The organism is Pseudomonas fragi (assembly GCF_025426255.1).
In the GTDB taxonomy this organism is placed as follows: domain Bacteria; phylum Pseudomonadota; class Gammaproteobacteria; order Pseudomonadales; family Pseudomonadaceae; genus Aquipseudomonas; species Aquipseudomonas kulmbachensis.
In genome coordinates, this window is sequence record NZ_CP104861.1 from 1,444,902 (window position 1) to 1,468,446 (window position 23,545).

The 23,545-nt window shown below is 58.3% G+C and carries 18 protein-coding genes; 10 read left to right on the forward strand and 8 right to left on the reverse strand.

Translation table 11 applies throughout. The features are described from left to right. Window positions 1-19: 19 nt before the first annotated feature. The 5 genes from fadA to N7D90_RS06810 all read left to right on the forward strand — a co-directional run bounded on the left by fadA (window position 20) and on the right by N7D90_RS06810 (window position 5,440). Window positions 20-1,195: an acetyl-CoA C-acyltransferase FadA gene (gene fadA / locus N7D90_RS06790; RefSeq protein WP_261741444.1), complete on the forward strand. Its 1,176-nt coding sequence runs from the start codon at window positions 20-22 to the stop codon at window positions 1,193-1,195. An 86-nt stretch (window positions 1,196-1,281) separates the two neighbouring features. Beyond that, a complete protein-coding gene (locus N7D90_RS06795; RefSeq protein WP_261741445.1) occupies window positions 1,282-1,518 on the forward strand; it encodes a DUF1653 domain-containing protein in 237 nt (78 codons plus the stop codon). Between the two features lie 114 nt (window positions 1,519-1,632). Then, window positions 1,633-4,260, forward strand: a complete 2,628-nt coding sequence (topA, locus tag N7D90_RS06800; protein WP_261741446.1) for a type I DNA topoisomerase — start codon at window positions 1,633-1,635, stop codon at window positions 4,258-4,260. 305 nt (window positions 4,261-4,565) lie between these two features. Further along, entirely contained in the window at window positions 4,566-5,087 is a 522-nt protein-coding gene (locus tag N7D90_RS06805; RefSeq protein ID WP_261741447.1) for a DUF6586 family protein, read from the forward strand. A gap of 119 nt (window positions 5,088-5,206) precedes the next feature. Beyond that, window positions 5,207-5,440, forward strand: coding sequence for a hypothetical protein (locus N7D90_RS06810; RefSeq protein ID WP_261741448.1), 234 nt, complete (start codon window positions 5,207-5,209; stop codon window positions 5,438-5,440). A gap of 68 nt (window positions 5,441-5,508) precedes the next feature. On the opposite strand, the gene sulA is transcribed toward N7D90_RS06810, so the two are convergent. After that, window positions 5,509-5,982, reverse strand: a complete 474-nt coding sequence (sulA, locus tag N7D90_RS06815) for an SOS-induced cell division inhibitor SulA (protein ID WP_261741449.1) — start codon at window positions 5,980-5,982, stop codon at window positions 5,509-5,511. A gap of 10 nt (window positions 5,983-5,992) precedes the next feature. After that, window positions 5,993-6,601, reverse strand: coding sequence for a transcriptional repressor LexA (lexA, locus tag N7D90_RS06820; RefSeq protein ID WP_019827486.1), 609 nt, complete (start codon window positions 6,599-6,601; stop codon window positions 5,993-5,995). A 260-nt stretch (window positions 6,602-6,861) separates the two neighbouring features. Between lexA and N7D90_RS06825 the strand changes: the two genes are divergently transcribed. Then, window positions 6,862-7,569, forward strand: coding sequence for a TetR/AcrR family transcriptional regulator (locus tag N7D90_RS06825; RefSeq protein ID WP_261741450.1), 708 nt, complete (start codon window positions 6,862-6,864; stop codon window positions 7,567-7,569). 181 nt (window positions 7,570-7,750) lie between these two features. After that, a complete protein-coding gene (nagZ, locus tag N7D90_RS06830; protein WP_261742392.1) occupies window positions 7,751-8,749 on the forward strand; it encodes a beta-N-acetylhexosaminidase in 999 nt (332 codons plus the stop codon). Window positions 8,750-9,084: 335 nt separating this feature from the next. Here the strand turns inward: nagZ and N7D90_RS06835 are convergent, their stop codons facing one another. Both N7D90_RS06835 and mfd read right to left on the reverse strand, forming a co-directional pair. After that, window positions 9,085-11,787, reverse strand: coding sequence for a DEAD/DEAH box helicase (locus tag N7D90_RS06835; RefSeq protein WP_261741451.1), 2,703 nt, complete (start codon window positions 11,785-11,787; stop codon window positions 9,085-9,087). A gap of 11 nt (window positions 11,788-11,798) precedes the next feature. Beyond that, window positions 11,799-15,248, reverse strand: a complete 3,450-nt coding sequence (mfd, locus tag N7D90_RS06840) for a transcription-repair coupling factor (RefSeq protein WP_261741452.1) — start codon at window positions 15,246-15,248, stop codon at window positions 11,799-11,801. 285 nt (window positions 15,249-15,533) lie between these two features. On the opposite strand from mfd, the gene N7D90_RS06845 reads away from it, so the two are divergent. Beyond that, a complete protein-coding gene (locus N7D90_RS06845; RefSeq protein WP_261741453.1) occupies window positions 15,534-16,997 on the forward strand; it encodes a glyceraldehyde-3-phosphate dehydrogenase in 1,464 nt (487 codons plus the stop codon). 164 nt (window positions 16,998-17,161) lie between these two features. Here the strand turns inward: N7D90_RS06845 and N7D90_RS06850 are convergent, their stop codons facing one another. Together N7D90_RS06850 and N7D90_RS06855 are read right to left on the reverse strand one after the other, a co-directional pair. Continuing rightward, a complete protein-coding gene (locus N7D90_RS06850) occupies window positions 17,162-18,460 on the reverse strand; it encodes an MFS transporter (protein ID WP_261741454.1) in 1,299 nt (432 codons plus the stop codon). 155 nt (window positions 18,461-18,615) lie between these two features. Beyond that, entirely contained in the window at window positions 18,616-19,179 is a 564-nt protein-coding gene (locus N7D90_RS06855; RefSeq protein WP_261741455.1) for a chalcone isomerase family protein, read from the reverse strand. A gap of 236 nt (window positions 19,180-19,415) precedes the next feature. On the opposite strand from N7D90_RS06855, the gene sthA reads away from it, so the two are divergent. After that, a complete protein-coding gene (sthA, locus tag N7D90_RS06860; protein WP_261741456.1) occupies window positions 19,416-20,810 on the forward strand; it encodes a Si-specific NAD(P)(+) transhydrogenase in 1,395 nt (464 codons plus the stop codon). A 42-nt stretch (window positions 20,811-20,852) separates the two neighbouring features. Here the strand turns inward: sthA and N7D90_RS06865 are convergent, their stop codons facing one another. Both N7D90_RS06865 and N7D90_RS06870 read right to left on the reverse strand, forming a co-directional pair. Then, window positions 20,853-21,575 (reverse strand): glycerophosphodiester phosphodiesterase, encoded by a 723-nt coding sequence (locus tag N7D90_RS06865; protein ID WP_261741457.1) that lies wholly within the window; start codon window positions 21,573-21,575, stop codon window positions 20,853-20,855. A gap of 15 nt (window positions 21,576-21,590) precedes the next feature. Continuing rightward, window positions 21,591-22,196 carry a PilZ domain-containing protein gene (locus tag N7D90_RS06870; RefSeq protein WP_261741458.1) on the reverse strand — a complete coding sequence of 202 codons (606 nt, stop codon included), beginning with the start codon at window positions 22,194-22,196 and terminating at the stop codon, window positions 21,591-21,593. A 94-nt stretch (window positions 22,197-22,290) separates the two neighbouring features. Between N7D90_RS06870 and N7D90_RS06875 the strand changes: the two genes are divergently transcribed. After that, entirely contained in the window at window positions 22,291-23,541 is a 1,251-nt protein-coding gene (locus tag N7D90_RS06875) for a lipoprotein-releasing ABC transporter permease subunit (RefSeq protein WP_261741459.1), read from the forward strand. Window positions 23,542-23,545: the final 4 nt, after the last annotated feature.

A 23,545-nucleotide genomic window follows, 5' to 3' on the forward strand; every position in this document is an offset into this window, starting at 1 on the left:
TTAGAGTGAGAGTGAAATTATGAGCTTGAATCCTAGAGACGTGGTGATTGTAGACTTCGGTCGCACCCCGATGGGCCGCTCCAAGGGTGGCATGCACCGCAACACCCGTGCTGAAGACATGTCTGCGCACTTGATCAGCAAAGTGCTGGAGCGCAACAACAAGGTTGACCCGGGCGAAGTGGAAGACGTGATCTGGGGCTGTGTAAACCAGACCCTGGAGCAGGGCTGGAACATCGCGCGCATGGCGTCGCTGATGACCCAGATCCCGCACACCTCTGCTGCGCAGACCGTGAGCCGCCTGTGCGGCTCGTCCATGAGCGCCCTGCACACTGCAGCGCAAGCGATCATGACCGGTAATGGTGACGTGTTCGTGGTTGGCGGCGTCGAGCATATGGGCCACGTGAGCATGATGCACGGCGTTGACCCTAACCCGCACATGTCGCTGTACGCGGCAAAAGCCTCGGGCATGATGGGTTTGACCGCGGAAATGCTGGGCAAGATGCACGGTATTACCCGTGAGCAACAGGATGCCTTTGCCGTGCGTTCTCACCAACTCGCCCACAAGGCGACGGTAGAAGGCAAGTTCAAGGACGAAATCATCCCGATGCAGGGTTATGACGAAAACGGTTTCCTGAAAGTTTTCGACTACGATGAAACCATTCGTCCAGATACCACCTTGGAAAGCCTGGCGGCGTTGAAACCTGCGTTCAACCCTAAAGGCGGCACCGTGACTGCAGGCACTTCGTCGCAAATCACCGATGGTGCTTCGTGCATGATTGTGATGTCTGCCCAGCGTGCCAAAGACTTGGGTCTGGAGCCGTTGGCAGTCATCCGCTCGATGGCGGTTGCCGGTGTGGATCCAGCGATCATGGGCTATGGTCCAGTACCGGCTACACAAAAAGCATTGAAGCGTGCGGGCTTGAATATGGCCGATATCGACTTCATCGAGCTTAACGAAGCTTTCGCTGCACAGGCTCTGCCAGTGCTGAAAGATTTGAAAGTGCTCGACAAGATGAATGAGAAGGTTAACCTGCACGGCGGTGCCATCGCTCTGGGTCACCCGTTTGGTTGTTCAGGTGCGCGTATCTCCGGCACTTTGCTCAATGTAATGAAGCAAAATGGCGGTACCTTCGGGTTGTCCACCATGTGCATTGGTCTTGGCCAGGGCATTGCCACCGTCTTCGAACGCGTCTAAGCGTTGCGTTGATGGAAGCCGGGGCCTTGTGCCCCGGTTTTTGTTTTTAAGCGAGTTTATTTTTTTATTTGCAGAGGGGCCGCAACATGCCGCTACAACCTGGGCTCTATCAGCACTACAAAGGCCCGCAATATCGGGTATTCAGTGTGGCTCGCCATTCTGAAACCGAAGAGGACGTAGTGTTCTACCAAGCCCTGTATGGCGATTACGGCTTTTGGGTGCGCCCGCTGAGCATGTTCCTGGAGTCAGTCATCGTCGAGGGTGAACAAGTCCCGCGCTTTGCCCTGATTCAGGCCGAAACCAGCCTTTTTTCCCGGCCATAAGGCAAGGTCGCGCAGAACCCTGTGCTTGACCTCACCTTGTAGCCACTATATATAGCGGTGCCGCGTCAGGCGCGAACCGCCTTTCACTTCTAGAATTCAGGAATTTTCTGATCCATGGGCAAATCGCTGGTCATTGTGGAATCCCCGGCTAAGGCCAAGACCATCAACAAGTACTTGGGTAACGAGTACGTGGTGAAGTCGAGTATCGGCCATATCCGAGACCTGCCCACCAGCGGTTCGGCTAGCGCCAGCAAAGAACCGGCTGCCAAGCGTGGCAAGGCAGCGGCGGGCGAAGCGTCGGCCCTGTCGCCAAAAGAGAAGGCTCAAAAGCAGCTGATCTCGCGCATGGGCGTCGATCCCGAACATGGCTGGAAAGCCAAGTACGAGATCCTGCCCGGCAAGGAAAAGGTCATCGAAGAGCTGCGCCGGCTCGCCAAGGATGCTGACACCATCTATCTCGCAACCGACTTGGATCGCGAGGGGGAAGCCATTGCCTGGCACCTGCGCGAAGCCATTGGTGGTGATGACAGCCGCTACAAGCGCGTGGTGTTCAACGAAATCACCAAGAAGGCGATTCAGGAAGCCTTCTCCAAGCCGGGTGAGCTGGATATCAACCGGGTTAACGCCCAACAGGCACGCCGCTTTCTCGACCGCGTAGTGGGTTACATGGTTTCACCGCTGCTGTGGGCCAAGGTTGCCCGTGGCCTGTCGGCTGGCCGTGTGCAATCGGTCGCCGTGAAGCTGGTGGTTGAGCGTGAGCGCGAGATTCGTGCGTTCAACCCTGAAGAGTACTGGGAAATTCACGCCGACCTTGGTACTGCCAAGGGTGCGAAAGTGCGCTTCGACGTCGCCCGTGAAAAAGGCGAGGCGTTCAAGCCGCTGAACGAAGCTCAGGCCATGGCGGCGCTGGAGAAGCTCAAGGCTTCGAACTACAGCATCGTCAAGCGTGAAGACAAGCCGACCAGTAGCAAGCCGTCGGCACCGTTCATCACCTCCACCCTGCAACAGGCCGCGAGCAATCGTCTGGGCTACGGGGTGAAGAAAACCATGATGATGGCTCAGCGCTTGTACGAAGCGGGCTACATCACGTACATGCGTACTGACTCCACCAACCTGTCGGTTGATGCAGTCGAGATGGCGCGTACCTACATCGAAGGCGAGTTTGGCGCGGACTACCTGCCGCCAGCACCGAACGTCTATAGCAGCAAGGAAGGCGCACAGGAGGCTCACGAAGCGATTCGTCCTTCTGACGTAAACATGCACCCGAGCAAGCTGTCGGGCATGGAGCGCGACGCTGAGCGCCTTTACGAGCTGATCTGGCGCCAATTCGTGGCTTGCCAGATGCTACCGGCCAAATACCTGTCGACCACTGTCAGTGTGGCTGCCGGTGATTTCGAGCTGCGTGCCAAGGGCCGCATTCTGAAATTCGACGGTTACACCCGTGTGATGCCGCAAATTGCCAAACCGGGCGACGATGACGTACTGCCGGACATGGTCCAGGGCGACGTGCTGAAACTGATCGAACTTGATCCGAGCCAGCATTTCACCAAGCCGCCTGCGCGTTACTCTGAAGCCAGCTTGGTAAAAGAGATGGAAAAGCGCGGTATTGGTCGTCCTTCGACCTACGCCGCGATCATCGGGACCATTCAGGATCGTGGTTACGTGGCGTTGCATAACCGCCGCTTCTACTCCGAAAAAATGGGCGACATCGTTACCGAACGCTTGTCCGAGAGCTTCTCCGACCTGATGGACTACGGCTTCACGGCCGGTATGGAAGAGAACCTCGACGATGTGGCTCAGGGCGAGCGCGACTGGAAAAACGTGCTGGACGAGTTCTACGGCGACTTCAAGAAGAAGCTTGAAGTAGCGGCGGCGCCGGAAGGCGGGATGCGTGCCAACCAGCCAGTGATGACTGATATTCCATGCAAGGAATGCGGTCGTCCGATGCAGATTCGCACGGCTTCTACCGGTGTATTCCTGGGTTGCTCGGGTTACAGCCTGCCGCCTAAAGAGCGTTGCAAGGCCACCGTCAACCTGGTGCCGGGCGACGAAATCGCTGCGGACGACGAAGGCGAGTCCGAATCCTTGGTGCTGTTGGGCAAACACCGTTGCCCGATTTGCAGCACGGCGATGGATGCTTACCTGCTGGATGAGAAGCACAAGCTGCACATCTGCGGTAACAACCCGGATTGCGTGGGCTACGAAATCGAAGAAGGTAACTATCGCATCAAGGGCTACGAAGGTCCGAGCCTTGAATGCGACAAGTGCGGCAGCGAGATGCAGCTAAAAACCGGCCGTTTCGGCAAGTTCTTCGGCTGCACCAATGCAGAATGCAAAAACACCCGCAAGCTGCTGAAAAGCGGTGAAGCTGCGCCGCCGAAAATGGACCCGGTGAAAATGCCGGAGCTGAAGTGCGAGAAGGTCAACGACACGTATATCCTGCGTGACGGTGCTTCGGGGTTGTTCCTGGCAGCGAGCCAGTTCCCGAAAAACCGCGAGACCCGTGCGCCGCTGGTGATCGAGATTGTTCCGCACAAGGACGAGATTGATCCCAAGTACCACTTCTTGTGTGAAGCGCCGAAGAAAGACCCGGATGGCCGCCCTGCAGTGATTCGCTACAGTCGCAAGACGAAAGAGCAGTACGTGCAGACGGAAGTAGACGGCAAGCCGACTGGCTGGCGTGCGTTCTACGACGGTAATAGCTGGAAGGTAGAAGACAAGCGTAAAGAAAAAGACGCTTGATCCGAGCTGGTAGCTGAATAAAAAACCGCGCAAGGGCTGCATGCCTTGCGCGGTTTTTTGTTGGTGCAAGGCCTTGTAGCAGCTGCCGAAGGAACGAGGCTGCGTTCGAGCGCGAAGCGGTCGTAAAACCTGAACATGCGGCCTCTCAGGTAGATTGCGGCCTCTGGTTTTACGACGGCTGCGCCGCCGAACGCAGCCTCGTTCCTTCGGCAGCTGCTACAGAGGGTTGTTAGTCCTTGCGCCAGCACAGCCTGATCCCTGAGACTGCACAACCTGCCTTTACCCTTTCGCTGTGGAGCGCCCGCATGGCTCACGAACTCTATACCCGCACTAATCAGAAGATCTATTTTGCAGGCCTGGCCCTTGAGGCGATGAACAAGGCGGGGGAGGGGCGAGCCATGAATGCTCAGGCTCTGGTTCAGGCTGAGCGCGAGTCGGCGGTGTTTCATTTGTATGGCGCGCTGCTGGGTTTGTGTCACGAGATAGCGGGCTTTTATCGCCTGCCCCAGGCCAATGCACCTCGGGTCGAGTTGCTGCTCACTCAGCAAGTGCTTGATCAGAAGGCTATTCCTGAGCTCGCAGAACTGGTTGAGTTGGCGCAAGCGCCGCAGACCTGGCTGGCGCAGCTGGTGGCCACCCATGCCGCGCTGTATCAGCCGCTGCAGGCGCCGAAAAAGGTCAAGGCGGATGTGTTCCAGCCTTTGATCGTTGCGGTCAACCTGGAAGACGAGGCGCCCCAGGCGTTGAGCCGCGAAACAATGGAGGAGTGGCGTCAGAACCTTAAAGGTCTGGCTATCCGGTTTCGTGACGGACTCAATGAGTGTTAAAGGTCTAAACCGAAACGGTACAGTCATTCATCAGTCTGTAATGCAAAGCGCTACAGATCCCGGGAATTTTCCACGGGATGGCTGATATACTCCCGCGCTTTCGTGGAGAACAAATTTATATGCCAACGTCCTTTCTAGAAATTGTCGAGTTGCCAGACGGCCGCATCGAGTTGCGCCGTGCTGAAGACGAAGGGTCTTTGGTAACGCTGAATTTTTCTGAAGATGCCAAGGCATTTCTTCAGGGTCAGCACGTAGAGGTGGCCAAAGCCATGCTCAGCGTTGGTGTGCAAATGGCGGGTCGACTGGCCGAAGGCGACCTCGAAAAAGACGATGGGCCGCGCATTCTTCATTAAGCGGCCCTGAACCGTGTGCCACAGCCAGGCCATTGCGTTCTGCACTGGCCCTGTGGCGGCGTCAGGTTTTAGCCCAAGCGAATATTCAAGCTTTGCCCGTGGCCTGTGCGTGCTGCGCTGATCAACTGTTGGCGTGCTGCGCTGTTCAGTGGGTTGATCCAGCTCACCACGGTGTGGCTGCGACCCAGGCGCAGCGCTTCGCAGGTGAGTTGCAAGGCGCTTTTATTGCCGTTGGGCTGCAGCAGCAAGATACGCTCGCGGTTCAGCCCGGCGTCGCGTAACCAGCTTTGAGTCAGGCTTGCAGGCGGTGCGATCAGTGTCAGCCAGCGGGCATTTTGTTGCTCGCTAAGTTCGCGCAGCATGGGAGCAAGCAGGTTCAGGCAGTTTCCGGCGGCACCGCGTAGCGACAGTTCACTGAATACTTCAGGTTCGGCGCTCCAGGGTGAGTCGAGCACGTCCTTGATCGCAGGGGCCATGGGTTGTGCCATGAACGCTTCGAACAGGGTGAGTTGTGCTGGCAGCGGTGTGTGTGGGAACTGCATGAAGCCTCCTTTAGCGGCGAATTACGCCGACGCTCAAGCCTTCAATGACCAGTTCCTGGTCTTTGAGGTTGACTTCAATCGGGGCGAATTCAGGGTTCTCGGCAATCAGCCAGACCTTGTTGCCTTCACGCTTGAAGCGTTTTACCGTGACTTCGTCGTCGATGCGGGCCACAACGATCTGGCCGTTACGGGCTTCACGGCAAGTGTGCACAGCAAGTAGATCGCCATCGAAGATGCCGACATCCTTCATGCTCATGCCTTGCACCCGCAGCAGGTAATCGGCTCGCGGATGGAAGAACGTCGGGTTGATGTTGCACGACTCTTCGACATGCTCCAGCGCCAGAATCGGGGCGCCTGCAGCCACCCGGCCGATGATGGGCAAGGTTGACTCGTCAGATTTGGCTTCGAAGCCAGGGATGCGAATCCCGCGCGAGGCACCGGGGGTCATCTCGATGGCACCCTTGCGAGCAAGGGCCTTGAGGTGCTCTTCGGCGGCGTTGGGGGACTTGAAGCCCAGCTCCTGTGCGATCTCGGCACGGGTGGGCGGGTATCCGTTGTCATCCAGGCATCGCTTGATGAAGGCCAGGATCTCAGCTTGGCGTGGCGTCAGTTTTAGCATATTGATCGCTCTGTCTTTTTATACAGTGACTGGGATTATATACAGTGAAGGCTTATTGGCAATCACCCATTTCCAGCAGTCCGCTGGACGGTCGTTGATACGCGGTGCGGCCCGTACTTTATCAGGTGGGGCCTGGCTGGCCGAGGCTGTGGTTAAATACGAAACCGCCCGGTCGCAAAACGAATACGTCATCTTGACTTTTTACAAGCTGAAACGTATGTTTCAAACAAGTGTTTAAATGTATGTCAGGCGGAGTAGTCATGGCCCAGTCGGAAACCGTTGAACGTATCCTTGATGCTGCCGAGCAGCTGTTCGCGGAAAAAGGGTTTGCTGAAACCTCATTGCGGCTGATTACCAGCAAGGCCGGGGTCAACCTGGCGGCGGTCAATTACCATTTTGGTTCGAAAAAGGCGCTGATCCAGGCGGTTTTTTCGCGTTTTCTGGGGCCTTTTTGCGCCAACCTGGATCGCGAACTGGAACGCCGTCAGGCCAAGCCTCAGGGCCGGCCCAGCCTTGAAGAGTTACTGGAAATGCTGGTCGAGCAGGCACTGGTGATCCAGCCGCGCAGTGGCAATGATCTGTCGATTTTCATGCGTTTGCTGGGGCTGGCGTTCAGCCAGAGCCAAGGTCACTTGCGACGTTATATTGAAGACATGTACGGCAAGGTGTTCCGCCGCTATATGTTGCTGGTCAACGAAGCTGCCCCGCAAATTCCGCCTATCGAATTGTTCTGGCGCGTGCACTTTATGCTGGGTGCGGCGGCGTTCAGCATGTCGGGGATCAAGGCATTGCGTGCCATCGCCGAGACCGATTTTGGCGTCAACACCTCAATTGAGCAGGTGATGCGCCTGATGGTCCCGTTCCTCGCGGCAGGCATGCGTGCTGAAAGTGGCGTTGTTGATCCTGCGATGGCTTCTGCCCAGCTTCGCCCGCGCAGTAAAACCGTGCCGGTTACCGTCAAGGTCTGACCTGCTGCGGGTGGGCGTGGCAGCTTTGTTCCGCTAAGCTAGCTGCCATGCCCAGCCCTGACTTATTCCCGTCTCTCATTTTTCCGCTGCCTCTCTGGAGTGCGGTGCGCAAGCCTGTGCCCGCGTATCCGGATCGGGTAATGAGCACTCTCTTTCTTAAGGATTTCCCATGAGTTCTGCCTTGCAAGGCTCCTTGATGGTGGACGTCGCCGGTACTTGGCTGACGGCCGAAGACCGGCAATTGCTGCGCCAGCCTGAAGTGGGCGGTTTGATCATTTTTGCACGCAATATCGAGCATCCGCGCCAGGTGCGTGAGTTGAGTGCGTCGATTCGTGCGTTGCGCCCGGACCTGCTGCTGGCGGTTGACCAGGAAGGCGGCCGGGTGCAGCGCTTGCGTCAGGGCTTTGTGCGCCTGCCAGCGATGCGTGCCATTGCCGATAACCCTAACGCCGAGTACCTGGCCGAGCAGTGTGGCTGGATCATGGCGACTGAAGTACTGGCCGTAGGGCTGGACTTGAGTTTTGCTCCGGTGCTGGATCTGGATTACCAGCGCAGCGCTGTGGTTGGCAGCCGTTCGTTCGAGGGCGACCCGGAGCGCGCAGCTACATTGGCCGGGGCTTTTATTCGCGGGATGAACGACGCGGGTATGGCTGCTACGGGTAAGCATTTTCCGGGGCACGGGTGGGCAGAAGCTGATTCCCACGTCGCCATTCCGACTGATGAGCGCAGCCTTGAGCAGATCCGCGCCCATGACCTGGTGCCTTTTGCGCGTCTGAGCAAGCATCTGGCAGCTGTCATGCCAGCTCACGTGATCTATCCGCAAGTGGACAGCCAGCCAGCCGGTTTTTCCCGGCGCTGGTTGCAGGACATCCTGCGCGGCGAATTGCAGTTTGACGGCGTGATCTTCAGTGACGACCTGTCGATGGCCGGCGCGCACGTGGTGGGTGATGCCGCCAGCCGTATTGAGGCTGCCTTGTCGGCTGGTTGCGACATGGGGCTGGTGTGCAACGACCGTGCTGCCGCAGAGCTTGCCCTCAGCGCAGCGCAGCGCTTGAAGGTCACTCCTTCGCCCCGGATCGCGCGCATGCGCGGCCAGGCCTGGGCCAGCACCGATTATCGCCAGAGCCCGCGTTGGTTGGTGGCGATGGGCGCTCTGAAGGATGCTCAGCTAATAGATTGACGGCATCCCTCAACCAGGGCTTAAGCAATTATTGGCGGTATAGGGCTGATCATCAGCCCTGCATCGTTTTGTAGCCGCTGAGGAGCGGAGCGAGGCTGCGATCGGCGACGTAGTTGTCGTGAGATCAGACGCTGCGGTGTGCCAATTAAATCCGGTGCTCAGGATTTGCGACTGCTGCGCAGCTGAACGCAGCCTCGTTCTACTCGTCAGCGGCTACAGAGATACTTCAAGCGTGGGAGCGAGCCTGCTCGCGAAAAACATTCGCGAGCAGGCTCGCTCCCACTGGGGCTTGACCTGGAACAGAGCATCCACTGGTTTATGTTTTACAGTGGAGTTCAGCGCTTCTCGGTTTTAGGCGGCAACGGTGCAAACAGGGCGTCGATGTCGTCGTCCTGGAGTTTCCAGTCTCCGGCGATTCGACCGTCCAGTACGCCTGCTGCCAAATCCGATTTTTCCTGCTGCAAGTGCTGGATTTTCTCTTCCACGGTGCCGCGGGCAATCATCTTGTACACAAATACCGGTTTTTCCTGGCCAATGCGGTAGGCGCGGTCGGTAGCCTGATTTTCTGCCGCCGGGTTCCACCACGGGTCGTAGTGAATCACCGTGTCGGCTTCAGTCAGGTTCAAGCCAACGCCACCTGCCTTGAGGCTGATCAGGAAGATTTGCAGCGTGCCACTCTGGAAGTCCTTGACCGGCGCGCGCCGGTCGCGGGTTTGCCCGGTAAGGATGGCGTAACGGACGTTGCGTTTTTTCAGTTCGATTTCGATCAGGGCAAGCATCGAGGTGAACTGCGAGAACAGCAAAATGCGCCGCCCTTCGGCAAACAGTTCTTCGAGCATCAGCATCAAGCTATCGAGCTTGCCCGAGGTGCTGCCTTTTTTCGGCGCAGTGTCGCTGACCAACCGCAAGTCGCAGCAGACCTGGCGCAGTTTTAGCAGCGCTTCCAGGATGATGATCTGACTGCGCCCGACACCTTTGCGGGTGATTTCGTCGCGCACTTTTTTGTCCATCGCCAGGCGCATGGTTTCGTATACATCGCGCTGCGCTTCATTGAGGTCAACCCAATGGATGATCTCGGTCTTGGGCGGCAGTTCGGTGGCCACCTGTTCCTTGGTGCGGCGTAGCAAAAACGGTTTGATCCGTGCATTCAGGTGTTGCAGGCGTTCGGCGCTGCCCTGGCGTTCGATGGGCACCCGGTAGTCGCGATTGAAGGCTTTAACGTCGCCCAGCCAGCCGGGGAGCAGGAAGTGGAACAGTGACCATAACTCGCCCAGGTGGTTTTCCAGTGGTGTGCCGCTCAGGCACAGGCGTTGCCGCGCAACCAGCTCGCAGGCAGCCTGGGTGGCCTTGCTGCCTGGGTTCTTGATGTATTGGGCTTCGTCCAGCACCAGCAAGTGCAAGGGCAGTTTGGCCAGGTGCTCGATGTCCTTGGGCAGCAAAGCGTAGGTGGTCAGGATTACGTCGTAGTCATTGAGGTGCGCAAAGTGTTTTTTGCGGGTGGCGCCATACAGCGCCAGCACCTTGAGCTGCGGGGTGAAGTGCGCGGCCTCGTCGAGCCAGTTGGGGATCAGGCTGGTGGGCATCACCACCATGGCCGGGCGATCCAGGCGACCTGCGTTTTTTTCGCACAGAATATGCGCCAGGGTCTGCAGGGTTTTGCCCAGGCCCATGTCGTCAGCCAGCACGCCACCGACCTCAAGCTGGCGCAGCGACTGCATCCAGCTCAGCCCTTCGAGTTGGTAGGGGCGCAGGTTGGCGTTGAGGCCCTCGGGCACTTCGACGCTGAAGTCCTTGATGTCACGCAGGCGCTGGGCAAAGCCGCGAATCTGCTCACCACCTTCCCAGCGCAAGGGCAGGGCATCCAGAGCGTTGAGGCGCAGCGCGTCGGCGCTTTTGATTCGCAGCGAGGTGGCATCCGGCTCGCCCAGATAGAACTCGTCCAGGGTTGCGAGTACCGGCTTTAAACGCCCAAACGGCAAGGCAACTTGCAGCGCGCCGTGGCCGCTGCCAGGGTTGGCCGGAATGTTTACCAGAATCAGTTCGTCATCTCGGCGCCGGGCAAGTTTCTCCGGGTTGAGGATGTCGTTGTGGGAGCGCATCAGGTTCAGCAGTATCGGCAGCAGGCTCAGGTGGCGGCCGTTGACGATAATCCCCAGTTCCAGGTCGAACCAGTCACGCTCCGGGGCTTCATCGACATTGGCGTACCAGTCTTCGACCGGGCTCAGGTCAAAGCCGAAGCCCTCATCGATCTGCAACTCCCAGCCTTGTTCGCGCAGGGCTTGCATCTGGTTGAGGGTGAAATTCAGCCAGGCACTGTCATTGACCAGCTCAAACAGCTCGCCGGCACTTTCGGGTAGCGCTTTGCTCTGGCGGGTGGCAATTTTGAAGCCCAGGCTGCGCAACTGCTCTCGGTAGACATTCTCGGTGTCTGGCTGGCGTTTGATCCGTAGGGTCTGCTGTTCCTGGCGCAGCAGAATGTCGGTGTTTTTTTGCCCGCTGACGTACTGGTCCAAGTAGTTGAACGACAATGCGGCGCGGTGCTGGATATAGCGTTGCATCTTGCCGTTGCGCGGTTCGAAGGCGCTGAACTCGGCGCTGGCCAGCCACAGGCGTGGCACTGGCTGGACATCGTCGACCAATTGCTCGGGCAGGTTGTTGGGGCGACGTGAGTCGAGTACGGCCTGGAGTTTCTCCAGAAGCTCGGCATCCTGAGCGGCGGCAGGGTAGTTCAAGGTTTCTTCAATCTTCAATAAGACGGCTGCGGTGTGCTTGCAATTGGTGCGTACCGGGCAGGTGCAGGTTGCGTCCACCAACAGCAGAGTGCCTTTGGCGGATTCGCGTAAATGTATGGTCTGACGGTAGGTGTTTTCGCCTGAGCCCTGACAGCTGGCGTTGATCATGCTGTCGCCGATCTGGACGATTCTGACGCGGTTTTCCTTGGCGTAGCGGCGGCCACGCTCAAGGCTTTGTTCTTTGAAGCGACTGACCCAAGTCGGTGCGAGCGGCTTGGTCAGTCGGGGTGTCTGGCTCAGGGGCATGGGTATTTCATTCAGGGCGACTTCGGCGTGAGGCGCTCAAACAGCGTCTCAATGTTATTGAAGCGTTCTTCTGGGCGCTCCATTGGCACCATGAACTTGAACAGGGTCGCGCCTTCGAATTTGTAACGGTTGGGTTGGCCCTGGATCAATTTGATCAGCACCATCGGATCAACCGGGGTGTCAGCCGCAAACTCGATTCTCCCGCCCTGTGGCCCGGCGTCGACTTTCTTGATGCCCAATTGCTCGGCCTGCAACTTGAGCAAGGTAATGCGCACCAGGTTCTTGGTCGGCTCGGGGAGCAGGCCGAAGCGGTCGATCATCTCGACCTGCAAGTCCTTCAGGCCTTCTTCGTCGGTGGCCGAGGCGATGCGTTTGTAGAGAATCAGCCGGGTATGTACATCCGGCAGATACGCCTCGGGGATCAGTGCGGGCACCCGCAGATTGATTTCCGGACCGCCACCCAGGGGCTGGTCGAGGTTGGGCTGTTCGCCCTTGCGGATTGATTTGACCGCACGTTCGAGCATTTCCATGTACAGGGTAAAGCCGACTGCCTGGATCTGGCCGCTTTGGCCGTCACCGAGCAGCTCGCCCGCGCCGCGGATTTCAAGGTCGTTGGTGGCCAGGACAAAACCGGCCCCCAGGTCCTGGGTGTTGGCGATGGCTTCCAGACGCTTTTGCGCGTCCCCGGTAATTTGCTGGCGTGGTGGTGTCAGCAGGTAGGCGTAGGCCTGGTGGTGACTGCGCCCGACGCGGCCGCGCAACTGGTGCAATTGCGCCAGCCCGAACTTGTCGGCGCGCTCGATAATGATGGTGTTGGCGCTCGGCACGTCGATCCCGGTCTCGATGATGGTCGAGGCGATCAGCACGTTGAAGCGCTTGTGATAGAAGTCGCTCATCACCTGTTCGAGTTCGCGTTCGCGCATCTGCCCGTGGCCGATGCCGATCCGTGCCTCGGGCACCAGTTCGGCCAGTTCGGCGGCGCATTTCTCGATGGTTTTTACATCGTTGTGCAGGTAGTAAACCTGCCCGCCGCGCAGCAGTTCACGCAGCAGGGCCTCTTTGACCGTGCTTTTGTTCTGCTCCATGACAAAGGTGCGTACCGACAATCGGCGCGCCGGTGGCGTGGCGATGATCGACAGGTCGCGCATGCCCGACACCGCCATGTTCAGCGTGCGCGGGATCGGCGTTGCGGTGAGGGTCAGGATATCGACTTCACTGCGCAGGGCCTTGAGCTGTTCTTTCTGGCGAACCCCGAAGCGGTGTTCTTCGTCAATGATCACCAGGCCGAGGTTTTTGATTTTGACGTCGTCTTGCAGCAGCTTGTGGGTGCCGATCACGATGTCGATCTTGCCTTCGGCCAGGTCGGCCACCGCGGCATTGATCTCTTTGGCTGACTTGAAGCGGCTCATTACCTCAACCGTTACCGGCCAGTCGGCAAAGCGGTCGCGAAAGCTGTTGTAGTGCTGCTGGGCGAGCAGGGTGGTGGGCACCAGGATGGCCACCTGACGACCGCCATGCACGGCAATAAAGGCCGCGCGCATCGCCACTTCGGTTTTGCCGAAGCCCACGTCGCCGCACACCAGACGGTCCATCGGCTTGGGCGACAGCATGTCGGCGCGCACGGCTTCGATGGTGGTTTGCTGGTCCGGGGTTTCTTCAAACGCGAAGCCGGCGCTGAAAGTGGCGTAATCGGCTTTCGGGTCGGCAAACGCGTAGCCCTCGCGAGCGGCACGGCGGGCGTAGATGTCGAGCAGTTCGGCAGCCACGTCACGTACTTGCTCGGCGGCTTTGCGTTTGGCTTTTTGCCAGGTTTCCGAGCCCAGACGGTGCAATGGCGCCAGTTCATCATCACTGCCGGTATAGCGGGCGATAAGGTGCAGGTTGGCCACCGGCACATACAACTTGGCGCCCTCGGCGTATTCCAGGGTCAGGAACTCGGCTACCTGATTGTCAACTTCCAGCGTCGCCAAGCCTTGATAGCGGCCAACACCATGGTCGATGTGAACCACCGGCGCGCCTTCGCGCAGCTCGGTGAGGTTCTTGATCACCGCATCGTTGTTGGCATCTGCGCGTTTCTCGCGGCGCCTGCGCTGCATCACGCGCTGGCCGAATAACGGGCTCTCCGCGATCAGCGCCAGCGCCGGGTCGTCCAGTAGCAGGCCATCATCCAGCGGGGCGATAGTGATGGCCAAGCGGTGCTTGCTGGCAACGAAGTCGGGCCAGCTATCGACCGTTTTTGGCCGCAGTTTGAGGCGCTCAAGCAGTTCGAGCAGCACTTCACGGCGACCGGCCGATTCGGCGGTAAACAGCACGCGGCCATCAAACTGCTCAAGAAAGCTCGCCAGGGCATGCAGCGGCTGATTGGCCTTGGCTTCAATCGCCAGATTGGGCAGCGTTTGCGCCGGGAAGCGTTCACGGCTGCTGCCGGTGTCGACGTCATCCTGGCTTGCGACCACGCGGGGCCAGTTTTTCAGGCGGGCGAAGCAGTCTTCGACCGGCAGGAACAGCTCGGCAGGTGGCAGCAATGGCCGCGAAGGATCGATGCGTCGCTCTTCATAGCGGTTGCGCACGTCAGACCAGAAGTTCTCTGCCGCCTGCTCAATGCCTGGCAACGAGAATACTTGGGTGTCTGCCGGTAAATAATCGAACAGGGTCGAGGTGTCATCGAAAAACAGCGGCAGGTAGTACTCGATGCCCGCGGGGGTGATGCCGCTGGTCAAGTCCTGGAAAATCGGGCAGCGCCGGAAGTCGACATCAAAGCGCTCACGGAAGCGGGCCTTGAAGCGGGTTACGGCGTCTTTTTGCAGCGGAAACTCGCGGGCGGGCAACAGGCGGACCGACTCGACCTTGTCGATCGAGCGCTGGGTTTCCGGGTCGAAAGTGCGCAGCGTCTCGATTTCGTCATCGAACAGGTCGATCCGGTACGGCAATTTGCTGCCCATCGGAAACAGGTCGATCAATGCGCCGCGTACCGCGAACTCGCCATGCTCATACACCGTGTCCACGCAACGATAGCCACTGGCTTCAAGCCGGGTGCGCATCTGCTCCACATCCAGCTTCTGGCCGATATCCAGCACCAGGCTGCTGCCGAGCAGAAATTTGGTCGGGGCCAGGCGATGTAGGGCGGTGGTAATCGGCACTACCAAAACGCCATGGCTCAGCTCCGGCAGCCGGTACAGACTGGCGATGCGCTGGGAGATGATGTCCTGGTGTGGCGAGAACAGATCGTAGGGCAGGGTTTCCCAGTCGGGGAAATGCAGCACCGGTAACTCGGGCGCAAAAAATCTCAGCTCTTGCTCAAGGCGTTCAGCGCTTTGGCTGTCGGCGGTCAGGAGCAGGGTGAAGCGCTTGGCGGCGCTGGCAGCCTCGGCAATCGCGAGGCTCAGGGCAGCACCGGGCAGGTTGCTCCAGTGCTGTTTACCTGCCGTAGCAGGGAGTTTCGGTAGACGCAGGACGGGCACGGAAGGTTGAGCTCCAAGCGTTGCGACAAAGTCGGCAATTGTAGCGGGCCAAAGGGCTGGCTGTCAGTTGCAGTGTTCAAGCAGGTGCAAATCAGCGCGAGATAGCGGGCATGGGGGTGCCGGCGGGGCTACTCAGGGGGTGAAGGTCAATTAACGGGTGAATGTTAGAAAAATTTTCGCCAATATTTGTTGGTGCTTAATCGTTTCAGTAACTGAGTATGACAGGCGTGCATTGCCCCTGCAGGGGCGCAGCGGCATAATGTAGCCCCTTTTTTCAGCCCCTACATGTGGAAGGTTCCCGTGACTCAGAAGCCCGACCAGTGTCTTGGTGAATGGATCGACCGTGAAGCACTCGCAGAAGCGATGATTCCGCTTATCGGTCAGCTTTACCGCAATAACAATGTGGTTAGCTCGATCTATGGCCGCAGCCTGATCAACCGTTCAGTCATTGCGATTCTCAAGGCTCACCGCTTTGCTCGCCATCGTCAGTCCGATGACATCGAATTGTCCGTGCACGAAACTTTCCCGCTGCTCAAGGCAATGAGCGAGCTTAAGCTCGGCGCTGCTTCGGTAGACCTGGGCAAGCTGGCCGTGAAGTTCAAGGCCGAAGGCAATGGCCGCACGGCTGAGCAGTTTGTGCGCGATGAACTGGCCGATGTAGTAGGTCAGCAAAACGCTTCTGCACGTAAAGGCACCGACGTTGTGCTGTACGGCTTCGGTCGTATCGGCCGTCTGCTGGCGCGCATCCTGATCGAAAAAACCGGTGGTGGCGACGGCCTGCGCCTGCGTGCCATCGTTGTGCGCAAAGGCGCCGACAACGATCTGGTCAAGCGTGCAAGCCTGCTGCGTCGTGACTCGGTACATGGCCCGTTCGATGGCACCATCGTTGTCGATGAAGCCAACAACACCATCACCGCCAACGGCAACCTGATCCAGGTGATCTACGCGAAGAACCCTACCGAGGTGGATTACACCCAGTACGGTATCAAGAACGCGCTGCTGGTGGACAACACCGGCGTATGGCGTGACGCAGACGGCCTGGGCCAGCACTTGCAGTGCCCTGGTATCGACCGCGTGGTGTTGACCGCACCTGGTAAAGGCAAGCTGAAGAACATCGTTCACGGCATCAACCACGGCGAAATCACCGCAGACGACAAGATCGTTTCGGCGGCATCCTGCACCACCAACGCCATCGTGCCGGTGCTCAAGGCTGTCAACGACAAGTTCGGCATCGTAAACGGTCACGTTGAAACGGTTCACTCGTACACCAACGACCAGAACCTGATCGACAACTTCCACAAGGGCGATCGCCGTGGCCGTAGCGCCGCGCTGAACATGGTTATCACCGAGACCGGTGCTGCCACCGCTGCTGCCAAGGCATTGCCTGAACTGGCCGGCAAGCTGACCGGTAACGCGATCCGCGTTCCGACGCCAAACGTGTCGATGGCCATCCTCAACCTGAACCTTGAGAAGCCGGCTACCCGTGAAGAAATGAACGAGTACCTGCGTCACATGGCGCTGCACTCCGATCTGCACAAGCAAATCGACTTCGTGAGCTCGCAGGAAGTGGTTTCCACTGACTTCGTAGGTTCGCGTCACGCCGGTGTGGTAGATGCTGAAGCCACTATCTGCAATGACAACCGCGTTGTGCTGTACGTGTGGTACGACAACGAATTCGGTTACAGCTGCCAGGTAGTACGCGTGATGGAAGACATGGCCGGGGTTAACCCGCCTGCGTTCCCACGCTAAGCGCTCGCCGCAACTGAAAACGCCCCGATTTGTCGGGGCGTTTTTTTGTGCAGAAAAAACGTGTGGGAGCGGGCTTGCTCGCGATTGGATCACCGCAGCGTTTTAGTGAAGCCGCATCGCCTGCATCGCGAGCAAGCCCGCTCCCACAGGTTGTGTGAAGCCTTTTAGCCGTTACTTGGCACCGCCGATTGCGCCGTACGTAACTGGTGCTGATTGCCACGGAACAGCACCACGGTTGCAATCAACCCCAGTATTGCCGCGCCGGTCAGCCACAGGCCGGGGGCGGCCTTGTTGTCCAGGACGTGGATCAGGTAGGTGCAAGCCGCCGGGGTAAAGCCGCCGAAGGTCGCAGTCGCGAGGCTGTAGGCCAGCGAGAAACCTGTGGTGCGCACTTCAATCGGCATGATTTCGGTCAGGGCTACGACCATCGCGCCGTTGTACGAGCCATACAGGAACGACAACCACAGTTCGACGATCAGCAGGTGACTGAAGCTCGGGTTGGCTACCAGCCATGACAGCGCTGGATAGGCGGTCAGGATCGCCAGAATGGTGGCGCCCAGCAGTAACGGTTTGCGACCGATCTTGTCAGACAGTGCGCCCATGACTGGCAACCAGAAGAAGTTCGACAGGCCAATGCACACGGTCACCAGCAAGGCATCCAGATCTGACAGGTGCAGTTCTGCCTTGCCGAAGGTCGGGGTGTAGGCGGTAATCAGGTAGAACGACACGGTGGTCATCACTACCAGGGCCATGCCTCCCAGTACCAAGCCAAAGTTCTGACCGATAGAACGCACGATTTCCCGCAGGGTAGGGTGATGTTTGCGAGCCTCGAACTCTGGGGTTTCTTCCATTGAGCGACGGATCACAAAGATCACCGGCACGATCATGCAGCCCAGCAGAAACGGAATGCGCCAGCCCCATTCACCCATTTCTTCAGGGCTCAGCCAGTGGTTGAGGCCAACCCCGAGCAAGCCGGCAAACACCACGGCCGCTTGTTGGCTAGCAGACTGCCAGCTGACAAAGAAACCCTTGCGTCCGGGTGTGGCGATTTCCGCCAGGTACACCGACACGCCGCCCAGTTCCACGCCTGCCGAAAAGCCTTGCAACAAGCGCCCGACCAATACCAGCAACGGCGCTGCAACGCCCAAGGTGGCATAGCCCGGTACGCAGGCAATCAGCACGGTGCCCATGGCCATCAGTGCGAGGGTAATGATCAGGCCTTTGCGGCGACCATGACGGTCGATGTAGGCGCCGAGAAAGATCGCACCCAGTGGGCGCATCAGGAAACCGGCACCGAAGGTCGCGAGGGCGAGCATTAATGAGGCGAAAGCGCTGTCGCTTGGAAAGAAGGTTTTGGCAATGGCCGTGGCGTAAAAGCCAAAGACCATAAAGTCGAACATCTCTAGGAAGTTACCGCTGACAACGCGAAAAATCGCCTTGCCTTTGCCCGTACTGGAGGCCATCTGAAATCACCTGCTCTTATCTGTTTTTATGCGCAATCCATGTTTTTACTCGTCCACACTGCAAGCTCAAGGCATGCGCCATGGTGCAAAACAGTTTTGTAACAATATGTGTATCGAGAATTGTAGGCAACATTTGTTGCTGCTACACGGGCGGGTCAGGGGCTTTGTGCTAATAAATTCAGGCGAAGGTTTTCGGGCAGACCTTCGGGTGCGAGCCAGATCCCCAGGTAGATCTTGGCCAGTTCTTGATTCTGGCTGTTGAAAATCACCGCGCCATTGCGCTCGATGTTCAATCCGCGTTGCGGGACGTAGTCCAGGGCATAGCGGTCGCCACGTTTGATGTCGCCGAAGCTGGCTTGCAGTTTTTTTAATGGGCCGTCGAGACTGGCCAGGATGGCTGCTGATTGCTGGCGCTTGAGGATAGTGGCGGATGCTTTGGTGATATCACCGTGATCCAGGTCGCGCAGATAAAACAGCTCAATGCGCAAGTCGAGCTGTTCGTTAAAGGCCTGTTGCGGGGTGATGCCAGGTTGGGTGAACAGGGCGGCGGCGTAGATGTCGGCCCACAAATACGTCAGTACGATCTGGCCTTTGCGTTCCATGACTTGCGAGCCGTCTGTCCAGTGATCTGGAAAATTGGCTTCTTTTAATCGAGCAGGCTCGGCGGCCACGCCGGTGGTGCTGTAGATCAGCAAAAGTACGATCAACATCTGGCGCATGATGGGTGGCTCTGATCGATTGAAATGTAGCCTGCGGCAGCGGCTACACAAGAGTGAAGCTCAATCGCCTATGTAGTGAATACAAAAATAGCCAACGACCAGACCAAGGGTTAATGTTCGCGGCGTTCAGGCTTCTATAGACTGTGCCCCACGTTTTGATCCTTCATGGCGCTGGCCGCGACATGATTTAGCCGCAGGTGCCCACAGGGTGCCACGGCCTGTTCTGAGGAGTACGCATGGCTGTCTACAACTACGACGTAGTGGTACTGGGTTCCGGCCCGGCAGGAGAAGGTGCGGCAATGAACGCCGCAAAAGCAGGGCGCAAGGTAGCGATGGTCGATAGCCGACGTCAGGTCGGTGGCAACTGCACGCACTTGGGCACTATCCCGTCCAAAGCCCTGCGTCACTCGGTCCGCCAGATCATGCAGTTCAACACCAATCCGATGTTTCGGGCCATTGGTGAGCCGCGCTGGTTCTCGTTCCCGGACGTACTGAAAAGCGCAGAAAAAGTTATCTCCAAGCAGGTCGCTTCCCGCACGGGCTACTACGCACGTAACCGTATCGACCTGTTCTTCGGCACCGGCAGCTTTACCGACGAGCAAACTATCGAAGTGGTCTGCGCCAATGGCGTGGTTGAAACCTTGATGGCCAAGCAAGTCATCGTTGCTACCGGCTCGCGCCCATATCGCCCGGCCGATATCGATTTTAGCCACTCGCGCATCTACGATAGCGACACCATCCTCAGCCTGGGCCACACCCCGCGCAAGCTGATCGTTTACGGTGCTGGCGTGATCGGTTGTGAATACGCGTCGATCTTCAGTGGTCTGGGGGTTTTGGTTGAGCTGGTGGATAACCGCGAGCAACTGCTGAGCTTCCTCGACTCCGAGATCTCGCAAGCGCTGAGCTACCACTTCAGCAACAACAACATCACCGTGCGCCACAACGAAGAGTACGAGCGGGTTGAAGGCGTTGAAAACGGCGTGATCCTGCACCTCAAATCCGGCAAGAAGATCAAGGCCGACGCCTTGCTCTGGTGCAATGGCCGTACCGGCAATACCGATCAGCTGGGCCTGGAAAACATTGGCATCAAGGCCAACGGCCGTGGCCAGGTTACGGTTGATGAGAATTACCGCACCACAGTGCCGAACATCTATGCCGCAGGCGATGTGATCGGCTGGCCAAGCCTGGCCAGTGCCGCGCATGACCAGGGGCGTTCGGCGGCGGGCAGCATCGTTGATAATGGCAGCTGGCGCTTCGTCAATGACGTGCCAACCGGGATCTACACCATTCCGGAGATCAGCTCGATCGGCAAGAACGAGCAAGAGCTGACCCAGGCCAAGGTGCCGTATGAAGTGGGCAAGGCGTTCTTCAAGAGCATGGCGCGGGCGCAGATTGCCGGTGAGCCTCAGGGCATGCTGAAAATCCTGTTCCACCGTGAAACCCTGCAAGTGCTGGGCGTTCACTGCTTCGGTTATCAGGCGTCGGAGATTGTGCACATCGGTCAGGCGATCATGAACCAGCCGGGTGAGCTCAATACCTTGAAGTACTTCGTTAACACCACGTTCAACTACCCGACCATGGCTGAAGCCTATCGGGTAGCTGCTTACGATGGTCTAAACCGGCTTTTTTAAGCGGCTCCGGCCGGTGGCCTGAGCCGGCCGGGGAGACCGATTTCAGCCATTCCCAAGGGTGGCAGTGGCCAAACCGGGAAAGTCTGTAATCAGGCTATCTACGCCGAAGTCGGCGAGCCTGCGCATCAGCGCAGGCTCGTTGACTGTCCATACCGACACATGCAAGCCCTGGCGCTGTGCCTTTTCAAGGCGTTCAGGTGTGCAAAGTGTCCAGTTCAGCGCCAACATCTCGCAGCCATAGCTCTGGGCGACCTTGATCGGGTCGAGCCAGGCGTATTCGGCTACCAGTCCGCGTGACAGATCCGGGGTCAACTCCAGCGCAGCCTTGAGCACTTCGCGAGAACTGGATGTGACGGTGACCTTGTCCAGGATGCCGTGACGTACCGCCATTTCACGAATCGCCAGCACGGTAGTAGCTGCGCGGGTGCGTGAGGCGCTTTTGACTTCCAGCTGCCAGTGCTCGAAGTTGCATTTCTCAAACAGTTCTTCAAGACGCGGGATCGGGCACGGATGCATCCAGCCCGGGCCGCCCTTGCGTGCGTCATAGGTCACCAGATCGGCAGCGGTTTGTTCGATCACCTTACCGCGCCGGTCCGTGGTGCGTTTGAGTGTCGGGTCGTGGATTACCATCAGCTCGCCATCCTTGGACAGATGCAGGTCGAGCTCACAGCGACGAACGCCATGCTTGAGGCATTGCTCAAAGCTGGCAAGGGTGTTTTCCGGTGCTTCGCCTTTGGCGCCGCGGTGGCCATAAATCAGGGTCACAATTGCTCCTTGTAATTAGTGCTCACGGCCCGGTGCTTGCTCGGCCGCAGATTCGTGTTGTTCGCGGGCCAGGCGGCGTGCCTGTGCCTGTTTTTGCAAAATATAGCGCGCCAACAGCTGGCGTTGCGTATCGGTGATGGATTCAAACTCAGTGTCTATTTTGTAACCGGCACCCTGCGCCAGGCATTCGCTGACGCGGGCGCGCAGTAGCAAGCCCAGGGCTTGTGGCATCAATACCAGCTTGATCGACAGGTGGCTGCCCGCCGGGTATGCGTGCGGGTGATGAAACGCGATACCGGCTTCGGACAGCTGTACTGGCTGCGGCTCGCCGATTTTGCCCAGCACGGTTTGTGCGACGATCTGGCTGAGCAGTTCGACGCGTTTATTCAGAGTTTTAAGGTAGCTGGAAAGTGCACGATCACGCTCGCTGATCTGGCGCAGCAGGTGTTGGGACTCGAATTCGCTCAGGTGCAACTCACTGAGCAAATTGAACAACGGCGACGCATCCTGCAACACTTCGCTGCTCGCGGCTTCGGGGGCCGACAGCGGGGTTATTTCCAGTGCGATCAGATCCTCGATACGGTAGTATTCGCGGCGATCTGCGTCATTTAATGTCGACATGGCGAACCCGTGATGGCGGCTGTGGTCTGAGTGTAAAGCTGCTTATCAGGCCCCGCCACAAGGACGTCTTCTTTTCCCTCGAACAAGCCCCGACATGTTCAGACCTCTCTCTTTATTTATCGGCACGCGTTATACCCGTGCAAAGCGCCGCAATCATTTTGTGTCGTTCATTTCTCTGACTTCAATGATCGGACTCGCCCTCGGCGTGGTCGTGATGATTGTGGTGCTGTCGGTGATGAACGGCTTCGATCATGAGATGCGCACCCGTGTGCTGGGCATGGTGCCCCACGCGACTATCGTCGGCGATCAACCGATCAGCGACTGGCAAAGCCTGGCCGCCAAGGTCAAGCAAAACCCGAAGGTGGAGGCGGTTGCGCCGTTCACCCAGATGCAGGGTTTGCTGACCAATGACGGCAATGTGCAGAAGGTACTGCTCAATGCCATCGACCCGGCGCAGGAGCGCAACGTGTCGATCATCGATCAGTTTATGCAGCAGGGGCAGCTCGATTCGCTGACTCCGGGCAGCTTCGGCATCATCATTGGCGACAAGGCGGCGAAAAAACTCGGCGTGGCCGTTGGTGACAAGCTGACCTTTGTTGCGCCGGAAGTCACCGTGACCCCGGCAGGCATGTTCCCGCGCATGAAGCGCTTCACCGTGCAGGGCATTTTCCATGTCGGCGCCGGTGAGATTGACGGTTATCTAGGTATCACCAACCTGCAGGATCTGGCGCGTTTGCAGCGCTGGAAACCCGATCAGGTGCAGGGCCTGCGGCTCAAGTTCGATGATCTGTTCGAGGCCCCGCGCACCGCATGGGAAATCGCCCAGCAGTTGGGTGAAAACCAGTATTACGCCCGTGACTGGACCCGTACCCACGGCAATCTGTACCAGGCCATTCGCATGGAAAAAGCCATGATCGGCCTGCTGCTGTTGCTGATTGTGGCCGTGGCCGCGTTCAACATCATTTCCACGCTGGTGATGGTGGTCAATGACAAGAAAGGTGACATCGCCATCCTGCGCACCCTGGGTGCAACGCCGGGCACAATCATGGCGACCTTTATGGTGCAGGGCACGGTGATCGGTGTGGTCGGAACCGCGATCGGGGCTGTGGTCGGGATGTTTGCCGCACTTAATGTCAGCGCCGCGATCTCGGCCCTGGAAGGTCTGATCGGGCACAAGTTTCTCAATGCCGACGTGTATTTCATCGACTACCTCCCGTCGCAATTGCAGGCGCAGGACGTGTTGATGGTGTGCGGTGCGGCATTGGTTCTGAGTTTCCTCGCGACCTTGTACCCGGCCTGGCGTGCTGCGCGCACCCAGCCTGCGCAGGCGCTTCGTTATGAGTGAGTTG

Excerpts from the sequence above, each read along its gene's own strand:
- fadA (WP_261741444.1), top strand. The coding sequence starts at position 20 with ATGAGCTTGAATCCTAGAGACGTGGTGATTGTAGACTTCGGTCGCACC.
- N7D90_RS06795 (WP_261741445.1), top strand. The coding sequence starts at position 1,282 with ATGCCGCTACAACCTGGGCTCTATCAGCACTACAAAGGCCCGCAATAT.
- topA (WP_261741446.1), top strand. The coding sequence starts at position 1,633 with ATGGGCAAATCGCTGGTCATTGTGGAATCCCCGGCTAAGGCCAAGACC.
- N7D90_RS06805 (WP_261741447.1), top strand. The coding sequence starts at position 4,566 with ATGGCTCACGAACTCTATACCCGCACTAATCAGAAGATCTATTTTGCA.
- N7D90_RS06810 (WP_261741448.1), top strand. The coding sequence starts at position 5,207 with ATGCCAACGTCCTTTCTAGAAATTGTCGAGTTGCCAGACGGCCGCATC.
- sulA (WP_261741449.1), bottom strand. The coding sequence starts at position 5,982 with ATGCAGTTCCCACACACACCGCTGCCAGCACAACTCACCCTGTTCGAA.
- lexA (WP_019827486.1), bottom strand. The coding sequence starts at position 6,601 with ATGCTAAAACTGACGCCACGCCAAGCTGAGATCCTGGCCTTCATCAAG.
- N7D90_RS06825 (WP_261741450.1), top strand. The coding sequence starts at position 6,862 with ATGGCCCAGTCGGAAACCGTTGAACGTATCCTTGATGCTGCCGAGCAG.
- N7D90_RS06835 (WP_261741451.1), bottom strand. The coding sequence starts at position 11,787 with ATGCCCCTGAGCCAGACACCCCGACTGACCAAGCCGCTCGCACCGACT.
- N7D90_RS06845 (WP_261741453.1), top strand. The coding sequence starts at position 15,534 with ATGTGGAAGGTTCCCGTGACTCAGAAGCCCGACCAGTGTCTTGGTGAA.
- N7D90_RS06850 (WP_261741454.1), bottom strand. The coding sequence starts at position 18,460 with ATGGCCTCCAGTACGGGCAAAGGCAAGGCGATTTTTCGCGTTGTCAGC.
- N7D90_RS06855 (WP_261741455.1), bottom strand. The coding sequence starts at position 19,179 with ATGCGCCAGATGTTGATCGTACTTTTGCTGATCTACAGCACCACCGGC.
- sthA (WP_261741456.1), top strand. The coding sequence starts at position 19,416 with ATGGCTGTCTACAACTACGACGTAGTGGTACTGGGTTCCGGCCCGGCA.
- N7D90_RS06870 (WP_261741458.1), bottom strand. The coding sequence starts at position 22,196 with ATGTCGACATTAAATGACGCAGATCGCCGCGAATACTACCGTATCGAG.
- N7D90_RS06875 (WP_261741459.1), top strand. The coding sequence starts at position 22,291 with ATGTTCAGACCTCTCTCTTTATTTATCGGCACGCGTTATACCCGTGCA.